14 protein-coding genes are annotated in these 16,741 nt (G+C 67.7%); 5 read left to right on the top strand and 9 right to left on the bottom strand.

Annotated elements, in window-relative coordinates; translation table 11 throughout:
* The 4 genes from ACFYW7_RS22225 to ychF all read right to left on the bottom strand — a co-directional run bounded on the left by ACFYW7_RS22225 (position 1) and on the right by ychF (position 7,949).
* Positions 1 to 3,573, bottom strand: coding sequence for a type I restriction endonuclease subunit R (locus ACFYW7_RS22225; protein WP_389504917.1), 3,573 nt, complete (start codon positions 3,571 to 3,573; stop codon positions 1 to 3).
* Positions 3,573 to 4,835, bottom strand: coding sequence for a restriction endonuclease subunit S (locus tag ACFYW7_RS22220; RefSeq protein ID WP_389504915.1), 1,263 nt, complete (start codon positions 4,833 to 4,835; stop codon positions 3,573 to 3,575). The genes ACFYW7_RS22225 and ACFYW7_RS22220 overlap by 1 nt, the downstream gene beginning before the upstream one ends.
* On the bottom strand, positions 4,832 to 6,577 hold the full coding sequence (locus ACFYW7_RS22215; protein ID WP_389504913.1) for an N-6 DNA methylase: 1,746 nt from the start codon (positions 6,575 to 6,577) through the stop codon (positions 4,832 to 4,834). Before ACFYW7_RS22215 ends, ACFYW7_RS22220 begins: the two co-directional genes overlap by 4 nt.
* Positions 6,578 to 6,860: 283 nt before the next feature.
* Positions 6,861 to 7,949 carry a redox-regulated ATPase YchF gene (gene ychF / locus ACFYW7_RS22210; protein ID WP_389504911.1) on the bottom strand — a complete coding sequence of 363 codons (1,089 nt, stop codon included), beginning with the start codon at positions 7,947 to 7,949 and terminating at the stop codon, positions 6,861 to 6,863.
* A 349-nt stretch (positions 7,950 to 8,298) separates the two neighbouring features.
* Between ychF and ACFYW7_RS22205 the strand changes: the two genes are divergently transcribed.
* On the top strand, positions 8,299 to 8,724 hold the full coding sequence (locus ACFYW7_RS22205) for a DUF6542 domain-containing protein (RefSeq protein ID WP_389504909.1): 426 nt from the start codon (positions 8,299 to 8,301) through the stop codon (positions 8,722 to 8,724).
* Between the two features lie 235 nt (positions 8,725 to 8,959).
* Here ACFYW7_RS22205 and ppgK read toward each other — a convergent pair whose 3' ends face one another.
* Both ppgK and ACFYW7_RS22195 read right to left on the bottom strand, forming a co-directional pair.
* The gene (ppgK, locus tag ACFYW7_RS22200) at positions 8,960 to 9,709 is read right to left on the bottom strand and encodes a polyphosphate--glucose phosphotransferase (RefSeq protein ID WP_389504907.1); all 750 of its coding nucleotides are present in this window, start codon (positions 9,707 to 9,709) and stop codon (positions 8,960 to 8,962) included.
* A gap of 29 nt (positions 9,710 to 9,738) precedes the next feature.
* A complete protein-coding gene (locus tag ACFYW7_RS22195) occupies positions 9,739 to 10,743 on the bottom strand; it encodes a 4-hydroxy-3-methylbut-2-enyl diphosphate reductase (protein ID WP_389504905.1) in 1,005 nt (334 codons plus the stop codon).
* 208 nt (positions 10,744 to 10,951) lie between these two features.
* Between ACFYW7_RS22195 and xseA the strand changes: the two genes are divergently transcribed.
* From xseA to ACFYW7_RS22180, 3 genes are all read left to right on the top strand, one after another.
* Entirely contained in the window at positions 10,952 to 12,160 is a 1,209-nt protein-coding gene (xseA, locus tag ACFYW7_RS22190; protein ID WP_389504903.1) for an exodeoxyribonuclease VII large subunit, read from the top strand.
* A 9-nt stretch (positions 12,161 to 12,169) separates the two neighbouring features.
* On the top strand, positions 12,170 to 12,409 hold the full coding sequence (locus ACFYW7_RS22185) for an exodeoxyribonuclease VII small subunit (RefSeq protein ID WP_389504901.1): 240 nt from the start codon (positions 12,170 to 12,172) through the stop codon (positions 12,407 to 12,409).
* 429 nt (positions 12,410 to 12,838) lie between these two features.
* Positions 12,839 to 13,426: a malonic semialdehyde reductase gene (locus ACFYW7_RS22180; protein ID WP_389504898.1), complete on the top strand. Its 588-nt coding sequence runs from the start codon at positions 12,839 to 12,841 to the stop codon at positions 13,424 to 13,426.
* 121 nt (positions 13,427 to 13,547) lie between these two features.
* On the opposite strand, the gene ACFYW7_RS22175 is transcribed toward ACFYW7_RS22180, so the two are convergent.
* Positions 13,548 to 14,066 (bottom strand): DUF4245 domain-containing protein, encoded by a 519-nt coding sequence (locus ACFYW7_RS22175; RefSeq protein ID WP_389504895.1) that lies wholly within the window; start codon positions 14,064 to 14,066, stop codon positions 13,548 to 13,550.
* Positions 14,067 to 14,192: 126 nt separating this feature from the next.
* On the opposite strand from ACFYW7_RS22175, the gene glpX reads away from it, so the two are divergent.
* On the top strand, positions 14,193 to 15,224 hold the full coding sequence (gene glpX / locus ACFYW7_RS22170; RefSeq protein ID WP_389504893.1) for a class II fructose-bisphosphatase: 1,032 nt from the start codon (positions 14,193 to 14,195) through the stop codon (positions 15,222 to 15,224).
* 87 nt (positions 15,225 to 15,311) lie between these two features.
* Here glpX and ACFYW7_RS22165 read toward each other — a convergent pair whose 3' ends face one another.
* Together ACFYW7_RS22165 and ACFYW7_RS22160 are read right to left on the bottom strand one after the other, a co-directional pair.
* Positions 15,312 to 15,683: a WhiB family transcriptional regulator gene (locus ACFYW7_RS22165; protein WP_389504891.1), complete on the bottom strand. Its 372-nt coding sequence runs from the start codon at positions 15,681 to 15,683 to the stop codon at positions 15,312 to 15,314.
* A gap of 199 nt (positions 15,684 to 15,882) precedes the next feature.
* Positions 15,883 to 16,611: a DUF1707 domain-containing protein gene (locus ACFYW7_RS22160; RefSeq protein WP_389504889.1), complete on the bottom strand. Its 729-nt coding sequence runs from the start codon at positions 16,609 to 16,611 to the stop codon at positions 15,883 to 15,885.
* Positions 16,612 to 16,741 lie beyond the last annotated feature (130 nt).

The raw sequence follows: 16,741 nt of genomic DNA, 5'->3' as shown, positions 1-16,741 counted from the left end.
TCAGGCCCTCCCCGTGCGTGGCCGCAGCTGTCTATTCCCCGGCCCACTGGGCTTTGTCTCCGTGATGGACAGGTCGGACTCCACCTGCTGCAAGACGGTGCCTGTGTCGTGATGTACCAGGGTGAACCGGATCCGGTGTGTGCCGGGCTCCAGGGCCGTGAAGCGGAACTGCTCGGATTCGACGTCTCCAGGGTGGTACGCCATCGTGGCTGGTGCAACCTCCGCGCCGCTCAACGGCACGGCCACGATGTCCAGCGCGGGCCGCTCACCCGGGCGGGCCCAGGGATGCTGGGACTCAGCGACCAGCTTCAGTGTCACGTGTACTGGAGTCCCCACACTGGGGTTGTCGTCCAAGAGCGTCAGATGCGCTCGGCAGCGTGGCGGTGCCGAAAGCGCCGGAGGTGCCACGTCAACCGCAACCACGCTGCCGGCGACTGCATAGGGCTCGACCGCTGCTTCGTAGAAGGCATCCGCGAGGGCCATGATGATCGAGTTGATCGCCGGCCCGTCGGTGAAGAAGTAGTCAGCCATCGTGTTGTGAGCGTCCTGGTTGTCTGCGACTGCCTCCGTGACGGCGGCTTGGAAGTCCTGTGACTCCAGGAACTGCTTCTTAGAGTTCACCTTGGTTTGCTGGACCAGGTTCGGGTCGGCGAGCAACAGTTGCAAGAGGCCCTGTACGAACTCCCTGATCTGGGAGGCAGCGAACGTTTCGGCGCCGAAGAGGTCGTTCATCTTGTCTATGACGACCTGAAGCGCGACGTACTTCGGATCCTTCTTCGCTCCCGTACCGGCGGCGCTGATGCCCTTCAGCTGCCCGTCACCCACGAGTGAGATGTCGACCGGGATCGCCTTGTTGTGCTTGACTCCGACCAGCACCACGTCGGAGAGGTCTACGTCGGCCGCCCAAGCGGACTCGGCAATCACCTTCTCCAGCAGGCGCAGGAAGATCGAGAGCATCTCCATGTAGGGATCGCCGTAGTCGACGATCTGGGACATGAAGTCGTAGAGCCGTACGTAGGTGGAGACGTCCTTGCGGAACAGGTCGAGCTCCTGGAGCTTTACCTGGTCTTCCTCCTCGATCGCCCGCGCGTAGCGGCGCCGAAAATCGTGCTGTGCCGGGCTGATCGCTGCCGAGAGAGCGTTGTTGCCCTTCCGTGTCACCCACAGTTCGGCGACCTTGCGGACGTCGTCCTCGGTGTAGATCCCGGCCTGGGCGAGTTTGTTGGCTAGGTGGACGACGACATACGGGTCGGTCTCGGTCTCCAGAGTCGCGTTCTTGAAGTACGGCTCGAAGGCCGCCCTGATGTCCTCGGGCTTGTTGGCGAAGTCGATGACGAACGTCTTGCGCTTCTGCTCCCCACCAGCGGTGCGGTGGGTGCGGTTGAGGCGCGAGAGCGTCTGCACCGCGGTGACTCCCGACAGCTTCTTGTCGACGTACATCGCCGAGAGCAAGGGCTGGTCGAAGCCGGTCTGGAACTTGTTGGCGACCAGCATGATCTTGTACGTGTCGCCCTTGAAGGCGGCCGCCAGATCCGCCCCAGCACCGGGGTTCATATTGGCCTCAGTGAACTCGTCGTCCGCCGACGGTTGCGGGCCCCAGTCGCTGTGCCAGGTCTCGTTCTCAGGCATTGTGACCCCACCCGAGAAGGCAACCAGGGTGCGGTAGTTGTACGAGGCGTCCTCAGCGCGGCGCTTGGCGATGTAGGCGTCTATCGCCAGCTTGTACTTCACCGCGGACTTGCGCGAGTCGGTCACCACCATCGCCTTCGCCTTACCTTCGAGGAGGTAGGCGACGTTGGCATGGAAGTGCTCGACGACAATCTGCACCTTCTGGCTGACGTTCGTCGGGTGGAGCTGAACCCACCTCATCAGCCCCTTGCGGGCGGCGGCCTCCTCGACCTCGCCTCCGTCACCGGCCTCGGCCTTGCCGGCGATCTGCAGCGCAGTGTCGTAGGACTGATAGCCCTTGAGTACGTCGAGGATGTAGCCCTCCTCGATCGCCTGCTTCATCGAGTACAGGTGGAACTCGTGCGGCTTCCCGTCGGGCCCCTTGCGGCCGAACAGTTCAAGGGTCTTGTTCTTCGGCGTCGCAGTGAAAGCGAAGTAGGAGATGTTCTCCGATTCGGCCCGCTCGGTCATCTCCGAAGCCAGCACCGACTCCACATCGACCTCGCCGCCCTCCTCAATCTCCTTGACCTCCTCGGCTGTCAGCACCTGCTTCAGCTTCGAGGAGATCTGGCCCGACTGGGAGGAGTGCGCCTCATCGGCGATGACGGCGAATCGCTTGCCCTTCAGGCCGGCGTCGGTCCGGATCTCTTCCAACGCATGCGGGAAGGTCTGCACCGTCACCGCGATGATGAGCTCGCCGTTCTTCAACGCCTGCGCCAGCAGACCCGACTTCGACTTCGCGCCAGCCTTGCGAACGTCCTCGGGGCTGATCGTCGCGACAATCTTCTTGTTCCCGTCGATCTGCCGAATCGCATCCTGCAGCTGGGAGTCGAGCACGGTACGGTCCACGACCACGATGACGGAGTCGAAGACCTTCTTGTCGTCGGCATCATGTAGTCGGGCCAGCCCGTGGGCGGTCCAGGCGATGGTGTTCGTCTTCCCTGACCCGGCCGAGTGCTCGATCAAGTACCGGTGCCCGACACCCTCCTCCTTCACTGCGGCGACAATGCTCGTGACGGCCTCCCACTGGTGGAAGCGCGGGAAGAGCATGCTCGTACGTCGCACGGAGGTGCCGGTGGTGACGTCCCACTCCTCCTTGGTCTGCACGATCATCAGCCGCCCGATGACGTTCAGCCAAGCGTGCTTGTCCCAGACGCGTTCCCATAGGTACGCCGTCGCCGACCCATCGTCCGCGCCAGGCGGGTTGCCGGCACCACTGTCGAAGCCGATGTTGAACGGAAGGAAGTGGGTCTTGTCCCCCTCCAGCTTCGTGGTCATGGCCGCTAGGCCGTTGGAGACCGCGAAGTGCACCAGCGCCCGGTGACCGAACGACAGCAGCGGCTCCGGGCGCCCGTTCGTCAGCGGGTTGCGGTCATGCTTGTACTGGTTGATCGCCTCGTCCAGCGACTGGGTGAAGTCGGTCTTCAGCTCCACCGTGGCCACCGGGAGCCCGTTGACGAAGAACACCAGATCGATGGTGCGCTGGTCGGCAGTCGAGAAGTGCACCTGCCGCACCACCCGCACCCGCATCGACTCGTAATGCGACACGGTGGTTGAGTTGAGCGAGGTCTCGGGACGAAACTGCGCCATCTTCAACCGGCCGCCACCGATGTACTGGACCCCGTTGCGCAGGATGTTCAGCGTCCCGCCACCATGTTCCAGGGGCTTGTCCAACGCTGCGGCCAGCACGTCAAGAAACTTCGCCTGCGACCCCGCCGCCTTCAGGGCCTTCTCGTACGCCGGCTTCTGCGTCGCCTCCAGCCACGCGAACAGATCCGCCGGGAACAGCGCCCGCTCGCGGTCGTACTCGCCGCCGTCGTGATCGTTCACCGAGTACAGCCAGCCGCGTGCCTCGAGGTACTCGCAGATCTCCTTCTCGAAGACCGCCTCGTTGTGGTCGGCCATTACGCCGCCTCTCGTACGTCGATCTGTCCTGTCACGGCCGCCGTGATCAGTGCCGATCGGCGTTCCTTTGAGAGTTCGATGAACCGTGCGGCCTCTTCGATGAGCATGTCGATTTTCGAGGTCTCCTCGTCCAGGCATTCGACGATGCGGCGCTGCTCGTCGAGCGGTGGAAGTGGGATGCGGAAGGCTTTCAGATCTCCCATGCCGATGGTTCGGATGGTTGATCCGTTCTGGAACGAGTCGAAGAAGGGTTGCATCGCATCTTCAAACAAAACCCAGAGGTACTCGGGGTCCAGATCTGGTCCGCATACCCATGCCGCGAAGTGTTGCGACGTCGCCATCGGAACACCCATGATCGCCGTACGCCCGACAGTCGCGTCTCGTGAGAGGACGACAGTTCGTGCCGGGAGAAGACGGGCGGAGCTGTTGGCAATCCCAGCATCACTGATGCGCTGAGCCGTTTCGTGCAGGTATTTAACGCCCCGTATCATCCCAACATCGTGGAGGCTTACCCACGGGATATGACAGTCCTGCCACCAGTCCTCGCGCGAGCGGCTCGGCGTATGTCCGCTTTCAATTTCAGCGACTGAGGTGAGCGGGACAACGCGCCAGTGTGCTGGCAGTTTCTTTGCCCAAGGAAGAGGACTCTCGACTTCTTCGGTCTGAGCTGTTCCATGCAAGGCGACGCTGACACGAAGCGCAAACCGCCGCTCGCGGAGCGTCTCGATCAGTCTCTGCTGCTCATCGATGAGTGTGTCAATGCGGGCCGTCTCGTGGTCGAGGTAGTCAGCGATGGCACTCTGCTCCTTTGCGGATAGGAGAGGCGCGGTCATCGACAGCAGGTCGGCGATGTTCAGTCGGGGGGTTCGGACGTTCCCAGCCTCTGTTCCGCCGATGCCTCGAACCAAACTGGCCATGGTCGCCACGGTGGATCTGCCCGTGAGAAAGTACTTTAGCCAACGGGTATCGATCGTCGGGCCGACACTCAACACGGCGTAGTCCGGGCTGACGATACCGTCCTCCGGGGCGATGCCAAGGGCCCCCTGGAACGCCCGCATACGGTTGATGACAAGGTCACCCGCGCGGCAGATCTTGTAGTTGGACAGATCCTCGGCTGCCGCCCTTGTAGTCGTCTCCGTCGCCTCCCGGCGCCGGACGCCCCAACTGATCGACACAGACAGAAGGGGCAAGGTTTCGGCTTTCGTTCCCGCTCGGATATCGGATTCCGAAAGCAGCCACTTGAGGCGGATAAAGTCGCTCATCCCTCCACCTCGCGGAGGAGATCGAGGATCTTGGCGACCTGCTTTTCCAGGTCGGCGTCGATCTCCGCGAGCGGACGAGGCGGAACGTACTTGTAGAAGTACCGCGTGAAGGGGATCTCGTACCCCGTCTTGGTCTTGGCCCAGTCGATCCAAGCGTCGGGAACGTGCGGCTTCACCTCCGCATCGAAGTACGTCTGGATGACTTCGCGCTCCGCTGCCGCGCCGGCGGTCGAGCCGCCGTAGGTGAAGGGCACGTTCTCGGTATCACGCTTCTTTGAATCGGGCTTCGGGTCACCCCTGCGGTTGACAACAGGGCTCCCGCCCTCGTCCAGCAGGGGGCGCTCAACGGTGACTGTCCAGTAGCCGAACTCGTCGTTGCGCAGCACCTTGGAGAGCTCAGGATCGGCGTCCTCGAAGCCTGCGTACAGCCGCACGACCTTGGCGCGGTCGGCGTCGCTGATCTCTCGTCCCTTGGCACCGAGGTTCTTGCGCATCTTGGTCCAGAAGGACGTGCCGTCGATCATCTGCACCTTGCCCTGGCGGTCAGGGTGCTTGGTGTTGTCCAGGATCCAGATGTAGGTGGCGATGCCAGTGTTGAAGAACATGTTGGTCGGCAGGGCGACGATCGCCTCGACAAGGTCGTTCTCCAGCAGCCACCGGCGGATGTTGGAAGGGCCGGATTCGGCGGCGCCGTTGAAGAGTGGAGAGCCGTTCATGACGATGCCGACGCGGCCGCCACCATCCTCGGGTGCGCGCATCTTGTGGGCCAGGTGGAGCAGGAAGAGCATCTGCCCGTCGGACGTCGCGGGGAGGCCCGGTGCGAAACGGCCGTAGGGGCCGGCGGAGTCTTGCTCCTCCTTGACCGCCTTGGCGTACTGCTTCCAGTCCACACCATAGGGCGGGTTGGACATGCAGTAGTCGAACTGGCGGCCCTTGAAGGCGTCGTCGGTGAGCGTATTACCGAAGGCGATGTTGGTCGCGTCGTGACCCTTGGCGAGCAGGTCGGACTTGCAGATGGCGTACGACTGCGGGTTGTACTCCTGGCCGTACAAGCCCAGCTTCACGTCGGGGTTCTCGGCGAGAAGGTGCTCCTCTGCCAGGGACAGCATGCCGCCGGTGCCAGCGGTGGGATCGTATAGCGATCGGATGATGCCGCCCTCGGTGAGGTCGACGTCCTTCTCCGCGAAGATCAAGTCGACCAACAACCGGATCGCGTCGCGCGGCGTGTAGTGGTCGCCGGAAGTCTCGTTCGCTGCCTCGTTGAACTTGCGGATGATGTATTCGAAGGCGTCGCCCATGTCGGAGTTCGACACCATATCTGGGTGGAGGTCTACCTTGCCGAATGACTTGACGATCTCGCGCAGGAGCCCGGCCTTCTCCAGGGCCAGAATCTCCTTCTTGAAGTCGAAGTACTCGAACACGTCCACATCGGCGGAGAACCGATCGATGTAGTCGGCCAGGTTGTCCGCCAGCCCATCCGCGTCGGCCAGCAAGTTCGCGAACGAGTAGTTGGAGGTGTTGTAGAAGGTCCGCCCCGTGGCCTTCTTGACCTCGACCTTGAGCCGGTTCGGGTTATCGAACTTCGCTGCCAGCTCTCGCACCGTCGCCTGATCGGGCTCAAGGATGCAGTCAAGTCGCCGCAGGATCGTGAACGGGAGCACCACTGTCCCGTACTGGTTGGGGCGATAGGGGCCCCGAAGTTGGTCAGCGATAGACCAGATGAAGCTACCGAGCGCGCTCACAAGTTCCTCACGAGAATCGTCTAGCAGTGCCGATCACTTTGCCAGAGCCAGCAGCCACCGTCCCACGGTTCAGCCACTCGCCAGAGCAGAACCCAGCATCACATCCACGTCCCAGCACAATCCCAGCACAGTACGGATGACCAGGGATGACGACGGGTGACGATGGGTCAGTTATCCCAGCACCATCCCAGCACGGGAAAAGACCAAGGGCCCGACTCCGAAGAGTCGGACCCTCTCTGACCTGAGCGTTTGCCAGATCAGCGACGTGGTGTTACGTCACCCGCTACACGTTGAAGCGGAACTCCACCACGTCGCCGTCCTGCATGACGTATTCCTTGCCCTCCATGCGGGCCTTGCCCTTGGCGCGGGCCTCGGCGACGGAACGCGTCTCGACCAGGTCCGCGAAGGAGATGACCTCGGCCTTGATGAAGCCCTTCTGGAAGTCGGTGTGGATGACACCGGCGGCCTCGGGGGCGGTGGCGCCCTTCTTGATCGTCCAGGCGCGGGACTCCTTGGGACCTGCCGTCAGGTAGGTCTGGAGGCCGAGGGTGTTGAAGCCGACGCGGGCCAGCGTGGCGAGGCCGGGCTCCTCGGCGCCCACGGACTCCAGGAGCTCCAGGGCGTCCTCCTCGTCGAGCTCGGCGAGGTCCTGCTCCAGCTTGGCGTTGAGGAAGATCGCCTCGCCGGGGGCGACCAGGGCGCGCTGGGCGGCCTTGAAGTCCTCGTCGACCAGTTCGTCCTCGTCCACGTTGAAGACGTAGAGGAACGGCTTGGTGGTGAGCAGGTGCAGGTCGTGCAGCAGCTCCTCCTTGCCGGACCCCTGGACGATGCCCACGGAGAAGAGGGTGTCGCCCTTCTCCAGGATCTCCTGGGCCGCCTCGATCGCCGCGACCTTGGGCAGGACGTCCTTCTTGATCCGCGACTCCTTCTGGAGGCGCGGCAGGACCTTCTCGATCGTCTGGAGGTCGGCGAGGATCAGCTCGGTGTTGATCGTCTCGATGTCGTCCTTGGGCGAGACCTTGCCGTCGACATGCACGACGTTCTCGTCCTTGAAGGCACGGATGACCTGGCAGATCGCGTCCGACTCGCGGATGTTCGCGAGGAACTTGTTGCCCAGGCCCTCGCCCTCGCTGGCGCCGCGCACGATGCCCGCGATGTCCACGAAGTCGACGGTCGCCGGGAGGATCCGCTGCGAGGAGAAGATCTCGGCCAGTTTGGTGAGACGGGTGTCGGGGACGCCGACCACACCGACGTTCGGCTCGATCGTGGCGAACGGGTAGTTGGCCGCGAGCACGTCGTTCTTGGTCAGGGCGTTGAACAGGGTCGACTTGCCGACATTGGGCAGACCGACGATTCCGATCGTGAGCGACACGTTGCGACTTCCCGTACGAGAGGATGGGCGAAGGGCCCTCGAGGAGCGCGGGCCGATCCACCAGTCTACGGCGTGACCCGGCCCCTGCCCGCGAGGTATCGAACGCATGGCCAAGCCCTTCCATGACCGCGCCCCTGGCCTGTCTCCGGCGTGTCCGAGAAGCCATTCGGCACATAAAACGACCTAAGTTGGTCCAGTGGAGCAACACAGGACGCGTCCCCCTCAGCACAGACCGCGACGCGGTGCACCTGTTCCGGCCCAGGGCGGGCGGCCCGCGGGTGACACCGGGAGACGGGGGGCCCCGGTCGCGCGGCGGCCCTCGCCCGCCGGCGTCCGGGAGGCGCGGCCGATGCCGGGCCCCCGGCTCACCGGGCTCGGCGGGGGGTTGTTCTGCGGCGCGTCGATGTTCGTCCTGGCCTGCCTCGACCGCCTGCTGTTCGGCGGCTCGCTGACCGTCTACGGGGTGCTGTTCCTGCCGGTGTGCGCGCTGACCGCGCTGTGGGTGCGGCCCGGCGACCTGGTGATCGCCCCCGTGGTCGTGCCGATCGCCTTCACCTTCGGGCTGCTGCCCGTCGCCGACGACAGCGGTGGCATGGGCGGCCGCTTCATGGGCCTGGTCACCGCGCTCGCCCTCCAGGCGGGCTGGCTGTACGCGGGGACACTGCTCGCGGCCCTCGTCGCGGCCGTGCGCAAGGTACGGCTGCTGAGCCGCCGGGCGGCCCAGCGGCGGGCGGCCCGTGCGCGGGGCCTGCCGGCCGACCGACAGGCCCGCTGAACCGCCGCCCCGTGCCCTCACGGACGGCGGCACCGCCGTCGCGGCCCCGTGTCAGCCTCGCGGACGTCGGCGCGGCTGTCCGCGTTCCCGTTCGCACGGCACCCGTCCGCGCCGCACCCTGTCCCCGGCCGGGAAGGCGCGCCTGCGGCCGGGGGCCCCGTCGCGGGCCGCGTGCGTGGGCGCGCCCCGGTCGGCGGGCGCGGTGGCGACCGCCCCTGTCGGGACGGCGGCGCCGTTACTGCGCCAGCTTCGCCGCTCGCATCGCCGCGCCCACGATCCCCGCGTTGTTCTGGAGCTGGGCCGGGACGATCTCCGCCGTGATGCCCTCGATGAGCGGCAGGAACTTGTCCGCCTTGCGGCTGACACCGCCGCCGATGATGAAGAGTTCCGGGGAGAAGAGCATCTCGACGTGGGCGAGGTACTTGGTGACGCGGCGCGCCCAGTGCTCCCAGGTCAGTTCGTTGTCGTCCTTGGCCTTGGTGGAGGCCCGCTTCTCGGCGTCGTGGCCGTTCAGCTCCAGGTGACCCAGCTCGGTGTTCGGGACCAGTTCGCCGTCGATGAAGAGGGCGCTGCCGATGCCGGTGCCGAAGGTCAGCAGGATGACCGTGCCCCGGCGGTCGCGGCCGGCCCCGAACTGCATCTCGGCGACGCCCGCCGCGTCCGCGTCGTTCAGCACGGTCACCGGCAGGCCGCCCAGCCGCTCACCGAGCAACGCGCGCGCGTCGGTGTCGATCCAGGCCTTGTCCACGTTGGCCGCCGTACGGATGGTGGAGCCACCGGTCACCACGCCCGGGAAGGTGATGCCCACCGGGCCCGTCCAGCCGTAGTGGCCGATGACGTCCTTGACGCCGTCGGCCACCGCGTCGGGCGTCGCGGGGTGCGGGGTGAGCACCTTGAAGCGCTCCTCCGCCAGGTCCCCGCGGTCAAGGTCCACAGGGGCGCCCTTGATCCCGGATCCACCAATGTCCACACCGAAGATCTGCATGGACCCACGTTACGACGTACGACGGACCGTCACTTCCCGGGTGTGCCGCCGGTGCGCTGCTCCACCAGGGCGGCGGCCTCCGCGCGCAGGTCGCGGCGCAGTTCCTTGGGCAGCGAGAAGGTGATGGACTCCTCGGCGGCCTTGACGAGCTCCACATCCTCGAAGCCTCGCTGGGACAGGTACTCCAGGACCTGCTCGACGAGGATCTCCGGGACCGAGGCGCCGGAGGTGACACCGACCGTGTTCACGCCCTCCAGCCACGCCTCGTCGATCTCGTCGGCGAAGTCGACGAGATACGCCTCGCGGGAGCCGGCCAGCTTGGCGACCTCGACGAGTCGTACCGAGTTGGAGGAGTTGCGCGAGCCGACCACGATGACCAGTTCGGCCTCGGCGCCCATCTGCTTCACGGCGAGCTGACGGTTCTGCGTGGCGTAGCAGATGTCGTCGCTCGGCGGGGAGATGAGCAGCGGGAACTTCTCCTTCAGGGCGTCGACCGTCTCCATGGTCTCGTCGACCGAGAGGGTGGTCTGGGAGAGCCAGACGACCCGGGAGGGGTCGCGGACCTCGACCTTGGCGACGTCCTCGGGGCCGTCGACCAGCGTGATGTGGTCGGGAGCCTCTCCGGAGGTGCCGATGACCTCTTCGTGGCCCTCGTGGCCGATGAGGAGGATGTCGAAGTCCTCGCTCGCGAACCGGACGGCTTCCTTGTGGACCTTGGTGACCAGCGGGCACGTCGCGTCGATGGTGGCGAGCTTGCCCGCGGCGGCCTCGTCGTGGACGACGGGGGAGACGCCGTGCGCCGAGAACATGACGATGGACCCCTCGGGGACCTCCGCCGTCCGCTCGACGAAGATCGCGCCCTTCTTCTCCAGGGTCTGCACGACGTACTTGTTGTGGACGATCTCGTGACGGACATAGATCGGGGCCCCGTACTGCTCGAGGGCCTTCTCGACGGCGATCACGGCACGGTCCACGCCCGCGCAGTAGCCCCGGGGGGCGGCGAGCAGGACACGGCGGCCAGGCGAAGCAGTCATGCCCCCATCGTAAGGCCGCGTCCGGCGGGTCGATGATCGCCTCCTCGGCGGGACCGCGGGGAGCCGGAGCGGTGGCCCGAGCAGCGGGCCCAGCGGTGGGCCGGGCGGGTTCCCCGTCAGGGGCGGGGTCCGGCACGCGGACCGCCGCGCGGGCGCGGGCGGCGCGGAGCGCGAACCCGTTGTCGGTGGCGGCCACTACGCTCGGCGCATGGCTCTGAACACGTCCGCGGACACCCCGCTGCCCGTCGGCGAGGTGTCCCGGCTCATCGGGGGATGGATCGACCGGCTCGGCGCGGTGTGGGTGGAGGGGCAGATCACCCAGCTGTCGCGGCGACCGGGCGCGGGCGTCGTCTTCCTGACGCTGCGCGACCCCTCGCACGACGTCTCGGTGGGCGTGACCTGCTTCCGGCAGGTCTTCGACGCGATCGCCGACGTGGTCAGCGAGGGCGCCCGGGTGGTGGTGCACGCCAAACCGGAGTGGTACGCGCCGCGCGGGCAGCTGTCCCTGCGGGCCACCGAGATCAAGCCGGTGGGGGTGGGTGAACTCCTCGCCCGCCTGGAGCAGTTGAAGAAGTCCCTGGCCGCCGAGGGGCTGTTCGCGCCCGAGCGGAAGAAGGCGCTGCCGTTCCTCCCCCAGCTCGTCGGGCTGGTGTGCGGGCGCGCGTCGGCGGCCGAGCGGGACGTGCTGGAGAACGCGCGGCACCGCTGGCCCGCCGTCCGCTTCGAGGTGCGCAATGTCGCCGTGCAGGGCGTCCACGCCGTGCCACAGGTCGTGCAGGCGGTGAAGGAGCTGGACGCGCTCGACGAGGTCGACGTGATCATCGTCGCGCGCGGCGGCGGCAGCGTGGAGGATCTGCTGCCGTTCTCCGACGAGCAGCTCGTCCGGACGGTCGCGGCCTGCCGTACACCCGTCGTGTCGGCCATCGGGCACGAGCCCGACAACCCGCTGCTGGACCATGTGGCGGACCTGCGGGCCTCCACACCGACCGACGCCGCCAAGAAGGTCGTGCCGGACGTCGGCGAGGAGTACGAGCGGGTGCGGCTCCTCCGGGACCGCGCGCGGCGCTGCGTCCAGTCGTTCGTCGACCGGGAGGAACGCGGCCTCGCGCACACGCTGGCCCGGCCCTCGATGGAGGATCCGCACCGGATGATCGAGGTGCGGGCGGACCAGGTCGCCGCGCTGCTCGACCGGGGCCGGCGCACTCTCGGCCACCTCCTGGACCGCGCGGACTCGGAGCTGGCGCACACCCACGCGCGCGTGGTGGCCCTGTCCCCCGCCGCGACCCTCCGGCGGGGGTACGCGGTGCTGCAGCAGGCCGACGGCTCCGTGGTCCGGGATCCGGCCGAGGTCGCGGCGGACGAGACGCTGCGGGCGCGGGTCGCCGAGGGTGAGTTCACGGTTCGAGTCGATGCATAGGGTGGACGTATGACCAGCAAGGTGGACGAGACGCTCGGGTACGAGCAGGCACGGGACGAGCTCATCGAGGTCGTACGCCGCCTGGAGGCGGGCGGTACGACCCTGGAGGAGTCCCTGGCGCTCTGGGAGCGGGGCGAGGAGCTGGCCAAGGTGTGCCGGCGCTGGCTGGAAGGCGCTCGGGCCCGCCTGGACGCGGCCCTGGCCGAGGAGGAGCCGAAGGAAGGGAACACCGGCACCGCCCCCGAGTGACGACACCCGGCGCCGCCGCCGACGCCGAGCAGCGAGGTTCGGACACCGGCGCCGACTCCGCCTCCGGGCCCGACTCCTCGCGAGCGGCGAGCGGCGAGCGGCGAGCGGCGCACCATGGTCCGGCCCTCACGGCGGGCGGCCGGCAACGCGGCTCCGACTCCGACTTCTCGCGAGCGGCGAGCGGGGAGCGGCGCGCCGCGCTCCGGCCCTCACGGCGGGCGGCCGACGACCGGCGACGCGGAACCCGGGCTCCGACCGGCGCGCGGGCGGATGCCCGCCCTCACCCCGGGCGAGTGTGCCCGCATCCCCGGCACCTGTGAAGCGGATCACCACGTCCCGGTTTTGGTTGAAATTTAAACCTCTCCGCCGTACTGTCGTCATCGCCAACCGGTCCCCCGGGACCCACCGCACATACCGAGAAGGTTCTTCATGTCTCTCGTCCTTGACCCCGCCGCTCAGGACCTGCTGTTCCGCGAGGCCCGCACCGCGAACACGTTCACCGACGAGCCGGTGACCGACGAGCAGGTGCAGGCGATCTACGACCTGGTCAAGTACGGCCCGACCTCCATGAACCAGTCGCCGCTGCGCATCACCCTGGTCCGCTCCGCCGAGGCCCGCGAGCGCCTCGTGCAGCACCTGGGCGACGGCAACAAGAAGAAGACCGCCGCCGCCCCGCTGGTCGCGATCCTCTCCGCGGACAACGAGTTCCACGACGAGCTGCCCCAGCTCTTCCCGCACTTCCCCGCGGCCAAGGGCTTCTTCGGCGAGCGCTCGGTGCGCGAGTCCAGCGCCGCGCTGAACGCCACCCTCCAGGCCGCCTACTTCATCATCGGCGTCCGCGCCGCCGGGCTGGCCGCCGGCCCGATGACCGGCCTCGACTTCGAGGGCGTCCGCAAGGAGTTCCTGGACGACGACCACACCCCGCTGATGGTCGTCAACATCGGCAAGCCGGGCGAGGACGCCTGGTTCCCGCGCTCCCCGCGCCTGGAGGCCGACCAGGTCATCACGACCGTCTGACCCACCGCGTCGCCGCCGGACGATTCCGGCGCCGCGCACGAGAAGGGCCCCCGGCACACCGTGCCGGGGGCCCTTCTCGTGCACCTGTGCGCCCGAGGGTGCCGTACGGCCCCCTCGGGGGCTACGACGTCTTCAGCGCCTGCGCCATCTTCGTCAGCGTGCCGAACGACCCGGTGCCGGTGACCACCGTCGTGGAACCCTTGCCCGTGAGGACGAGGGCGTCGTAGTGGTCGCCCTCGTAGCGCTGCCAGGTCCGGTCGCCGATGCGCTGGGTGCCCTCGGTCCGCCGGGCGCCCTGGCTGGCGGAGTCGATGAACACCGCCGGCCGCTGAGTCGACTGCTCGACCGCGACGTACTGACCGTCGGGGGTCTGGAAACCGAGGTGCCAGACATCGAACTCACTGCCGTCGTACCGCACCGAGGTCGGCTTCCACGCCGTGGACAGCCCCTCGGGTGCCGCCACGGGATAACTCGCCGCGCGGCGGGCCGTGAGCAGCTCGACACGGTAGTCGACACGTTTGAGATCGGGCTCGGAGTCGTCATGCGGGATGAAGATGTAGATGACGCCCGCCATGAGCCCGATGAGGCCCAGGGAAAGAATCATGTCCCGGACCGACTGCTTGCCTTTCATACCTGCCACGCCCCTATCGTCGCAGGTGCCCTGGTCCGCTCATCCGTGGGGCCCCCTGCTCATTTTGTAAGCCTGGCGATAGAGTCGGGACATCACCCTCATCCGGCCGTCGTCGTATCAGAAAGGTGCGTGTCGATGACCGAGCATCATCTGCCGTCCGAACTCGAAGTACCGTCGGAAGCCCCCGACCGGAACCTCGCCCTCGAACTCGTCCGGGTCACCGAGGCCGCGGCGATGGCCGCGGGCCGCTGGGTCGGCCGCGGCGACAAGAACGGCGCCGACGGTGCCGCCGTACGGGCCATGCGCACCCTCGTCTCCACCGTCTCGATGAACGGCGTCGTCGTCATCGGCGAGGGGGAGAAGGACGAGGCCCCGATGCTCTTCAACGGGGAGCGCGTGGGCGACGGGACCGGCCCCGAGTGCGACATCGCCGTCGACCCGATCGACGGGACCACGCTCACCGCCAAGGGCATGACGAACGCGATCGCCGTGCTCGCCGCCGCCGACCGCGGCACCATGTTCGACCCGTCCGCGGTCTTCTACATGGACAAACTGGTCACCGGCCCGGAGGCCGCCGACTTCGTCGACATCAACGCGCCCGTGGAGGTGAACATCCGCCGGGTCGCCAAGGCCAAGCGGGTCACCCCCGAGGACGTCACCGTCGTCATCCTCGACCGGCCCCGCCACGACGGGATCATCAAGGAGATCCGGGACACCGGCGCGCGCATCAAGCTGATCTCCGACGGCGACGTCGCCGGCTCCATCCTCGCACTGCGGGAGGGCACCGGCATCGACCTGCTGCTGGGCATCGGCGGCACGCCCGAGGGCATCATCTCGGCCTGCGCGGTCAAGTGCCTCGGCGGCACCATCCAGGGCAAGCTGTGGCCCAAGGACGACGAGGAGCGGCAGCGGGCGATCGACGCCGGGCACGACCTCGACCGCGTCCTGACCACGAACGACCTGGTCTCCGGCGAGAATGTCTTCTTCGTCGCGACCGGGATCACCGACGGCGAGCTGCTGCGCGGAGTGCGCTACCGCTCCGAGACCGCGACGACCGAGTCGATCGTGATGCGGTCCAAGTCCGGGACGGTCCGCCAGATCACCTCGGAGCACCGGCTGAGCAAGCTGCGCGCCTACAGCGCGATCGACTTCGACCGCGCCAAGTAGGACCGCCGGCCCAGCCGGGCCGGGCGCCGCGAGGCGCGGAAGGGGCGCCCCTTGTGCGGAGGGGCGCCCCTTTCCCGTCCGCGGCTGTCAGCCGGCCGCGGCTATCGGCCCGCGTGCGGCCTTGTTCAGCTCCAGCTCGCGGCGGCGGCGCCTGGCGAGCACGACACGGCGCTCGGCGGCGGTCAGGCCGCCCCAGACGCCGTACGGCTCGGGTTGCAGCAGAGCGTGTTCGCGGCACTCCACCATGACCGGGCAGCGGGCACAGACGCGCTTCGCCGCCTCCTCACGGGAGAGTCGGGCCGCGGTCGGCTCCTTGGAAGGGGCGAAGAACAGGCCGGCCTCGTCGCGTCGGCACACCGCCTCCGTGTGCCATGGCGCTTCCTGATCCCTGTCCCGCACTGGCGCCCGCTGGGCCGGAACGGCAGCTACCTGCAGGGACTGATGCGGCGGTTGCAGCACGGTCTACTCCTGACGACGGCTTCGCGAGCGTGCCGGGCACCACGGAAAGTTCCACGGCGCCCTCCAAGAGGGGATGCAGCAAGCCCTACCCGCTGTGCGCGCGCCTATGCACTGCGTTCCGAAGCCCGGCCCTTCTCGCGCGTGATCGATCGTCCGTCGCCGGACCACCGCGCGTTCACCGCCCGCGCCCGGGCGGGCGTCAACGGTCCAGATGCTTGCGCAGACTCCGGTCCAGCCGCTCGGCCACCCGTTCGTTCACCCGGCCCGTGACCCGGTCGAGGATGTCCGCGATGAGCTTGCCGCGCTTGGGCCTCGCCTCGACGTTCCCCAGGACGGCGAGGCCGTCGACGTAGACCACCGGCGCGTCGGGGTCGCCCGAATCCAGCGTGTCCACCTCGAAGTTGCCCAGCACGCCGCCGCCGCTGCCCCGCAGCGAGACATTCTCGGGGACGTCGATCTCGACGTTGCCGAAGACGGAGATCGCTTTGATCACGACCTGCTGGTACTCGAAGATCGCCTCGCTCAGATCGATCTCCACGTTCCCGAAGACCGCGTACGCGTGGATGCGGCGGCCCGCGCGCCAGCGGCCCTTGCGGACGGCGGAGCTGAAGACCGCCACCACGTTCTCGTCGGCCTCCGCGGGGATCGCGCCCTGGCTCGGACGGTTCGGCGCGGAGGCGTACGCGGAGGCCGCGCGGCCGGTGTGGGCGGCGGGCAGGTCCCGGACGAAGCGGTCGAGCTCCCCCACCGTCTTGGTGGCCAGCACCCCCTCCACCCGCTCGGAGTGCTCCTCCGGGGTCAGCCGCCCCTCGGCGAGGGCCTCGCGCAGGATGTCGGTGATCCGGTCGCGGTCGGCGTCGGAGGCACGCAGCTCGGCCGGCTTCGCCGCCGTGGCGGGGGTCGCGTCGGGGTGCTTTTGAAGGTCCACGGCAGCAGCGTACCCAAACGCGATAGATCGCGACTACCCCTCCCGCGCCACCCCGGGGAAAACCCGCCGACCGGCCGGGTCGTCGGTCCGGTGTCCGAACTGAGCCTTACCTCACAGCCTCGGCCCCCCT

This window comes from Streptomyces sp. NPDC002580 (genome assembly GCF_042889485.1).
Classification (GTDB): Bacteria; Actinomycetota; Actinomycetes; order Streptomycetales; family Streptomycetaceae; genus Streptomyces.
This window is presented reverse-complemented; position numbering and strand designations above follow the sequence as displayed.

What these genes read in the sequence shown, in the direction of transcription:
- ACFYW7_RS22180 (WP_389504898.1), top strand. Translation starts at nt 12,839, where the DNA reads ATGTCTCTCGTCCTTGACCCCGCCGCTCAGGACCTGCTGTTCCGCGAG.
- ACFYW7_RS22205 (WP_389504909.1), top strand. Translation starts at nt 8,299, where the DNA reads ATGCCGGGCCCCCGGCTCACCGGGCTCGGCGGGGGGTTGTTCTGCGGC.
- ACFYW7_RS22185 (WP_389504901.1), top strand. Translation starts at nt 12,170, where the DNA reads ATGACCAGCAAGGTGGACGAGACGCTCGGGTACGAGCAGGCACGGGAC.
- ppgK (WP_389504907.1), bottom strand. Translation starts at nt 9,709, where the DNA reads ATGCAGATCTTCGGTGTGGACATTGGTGGATCCGGGATCAAGGGCGCC.
- glpX (WP_389504893.1), top strand. Translation starts at nt 14,193, where the DNA reads ATGACCGAGCATCATCTGCCGTCCGAACTCGAAGTACCGTCGGAAGCC.
- xseA (WP_389504903.1), top strand. Translation starts at nt 10,952, where the DNA reads ATGGCTCTGAACACGTCCGCGGACACCCCGCTGCCCGTCGGCGAGGTG.
- ACFYW7_RS22220 (WP_389504915.1), bottom strand. Translation starts at nt 4,835, where the DNA reads ATGAGCGACTTTATCCGCCTCAAGTGGCTGCTTTCGGAATCCGATATC.
- ACFYW7_RS22195 (WP_389504905.1), bottom strand. Translation starts at nt 10,743, where the DNA reads ATGACTGCTTCGCCTGGCCGCCGTGTCCTGCTCGCCGCCCCCCGGGGC.
- ACFYW7_RS22225 (WP_389504917.1), bottom strand. Translation starts at nt 3,573, where the DNA reads ATGGCCGACCACAACGAGGCGGTCTTCGAGAAGGAGATCTGCGAGTAC.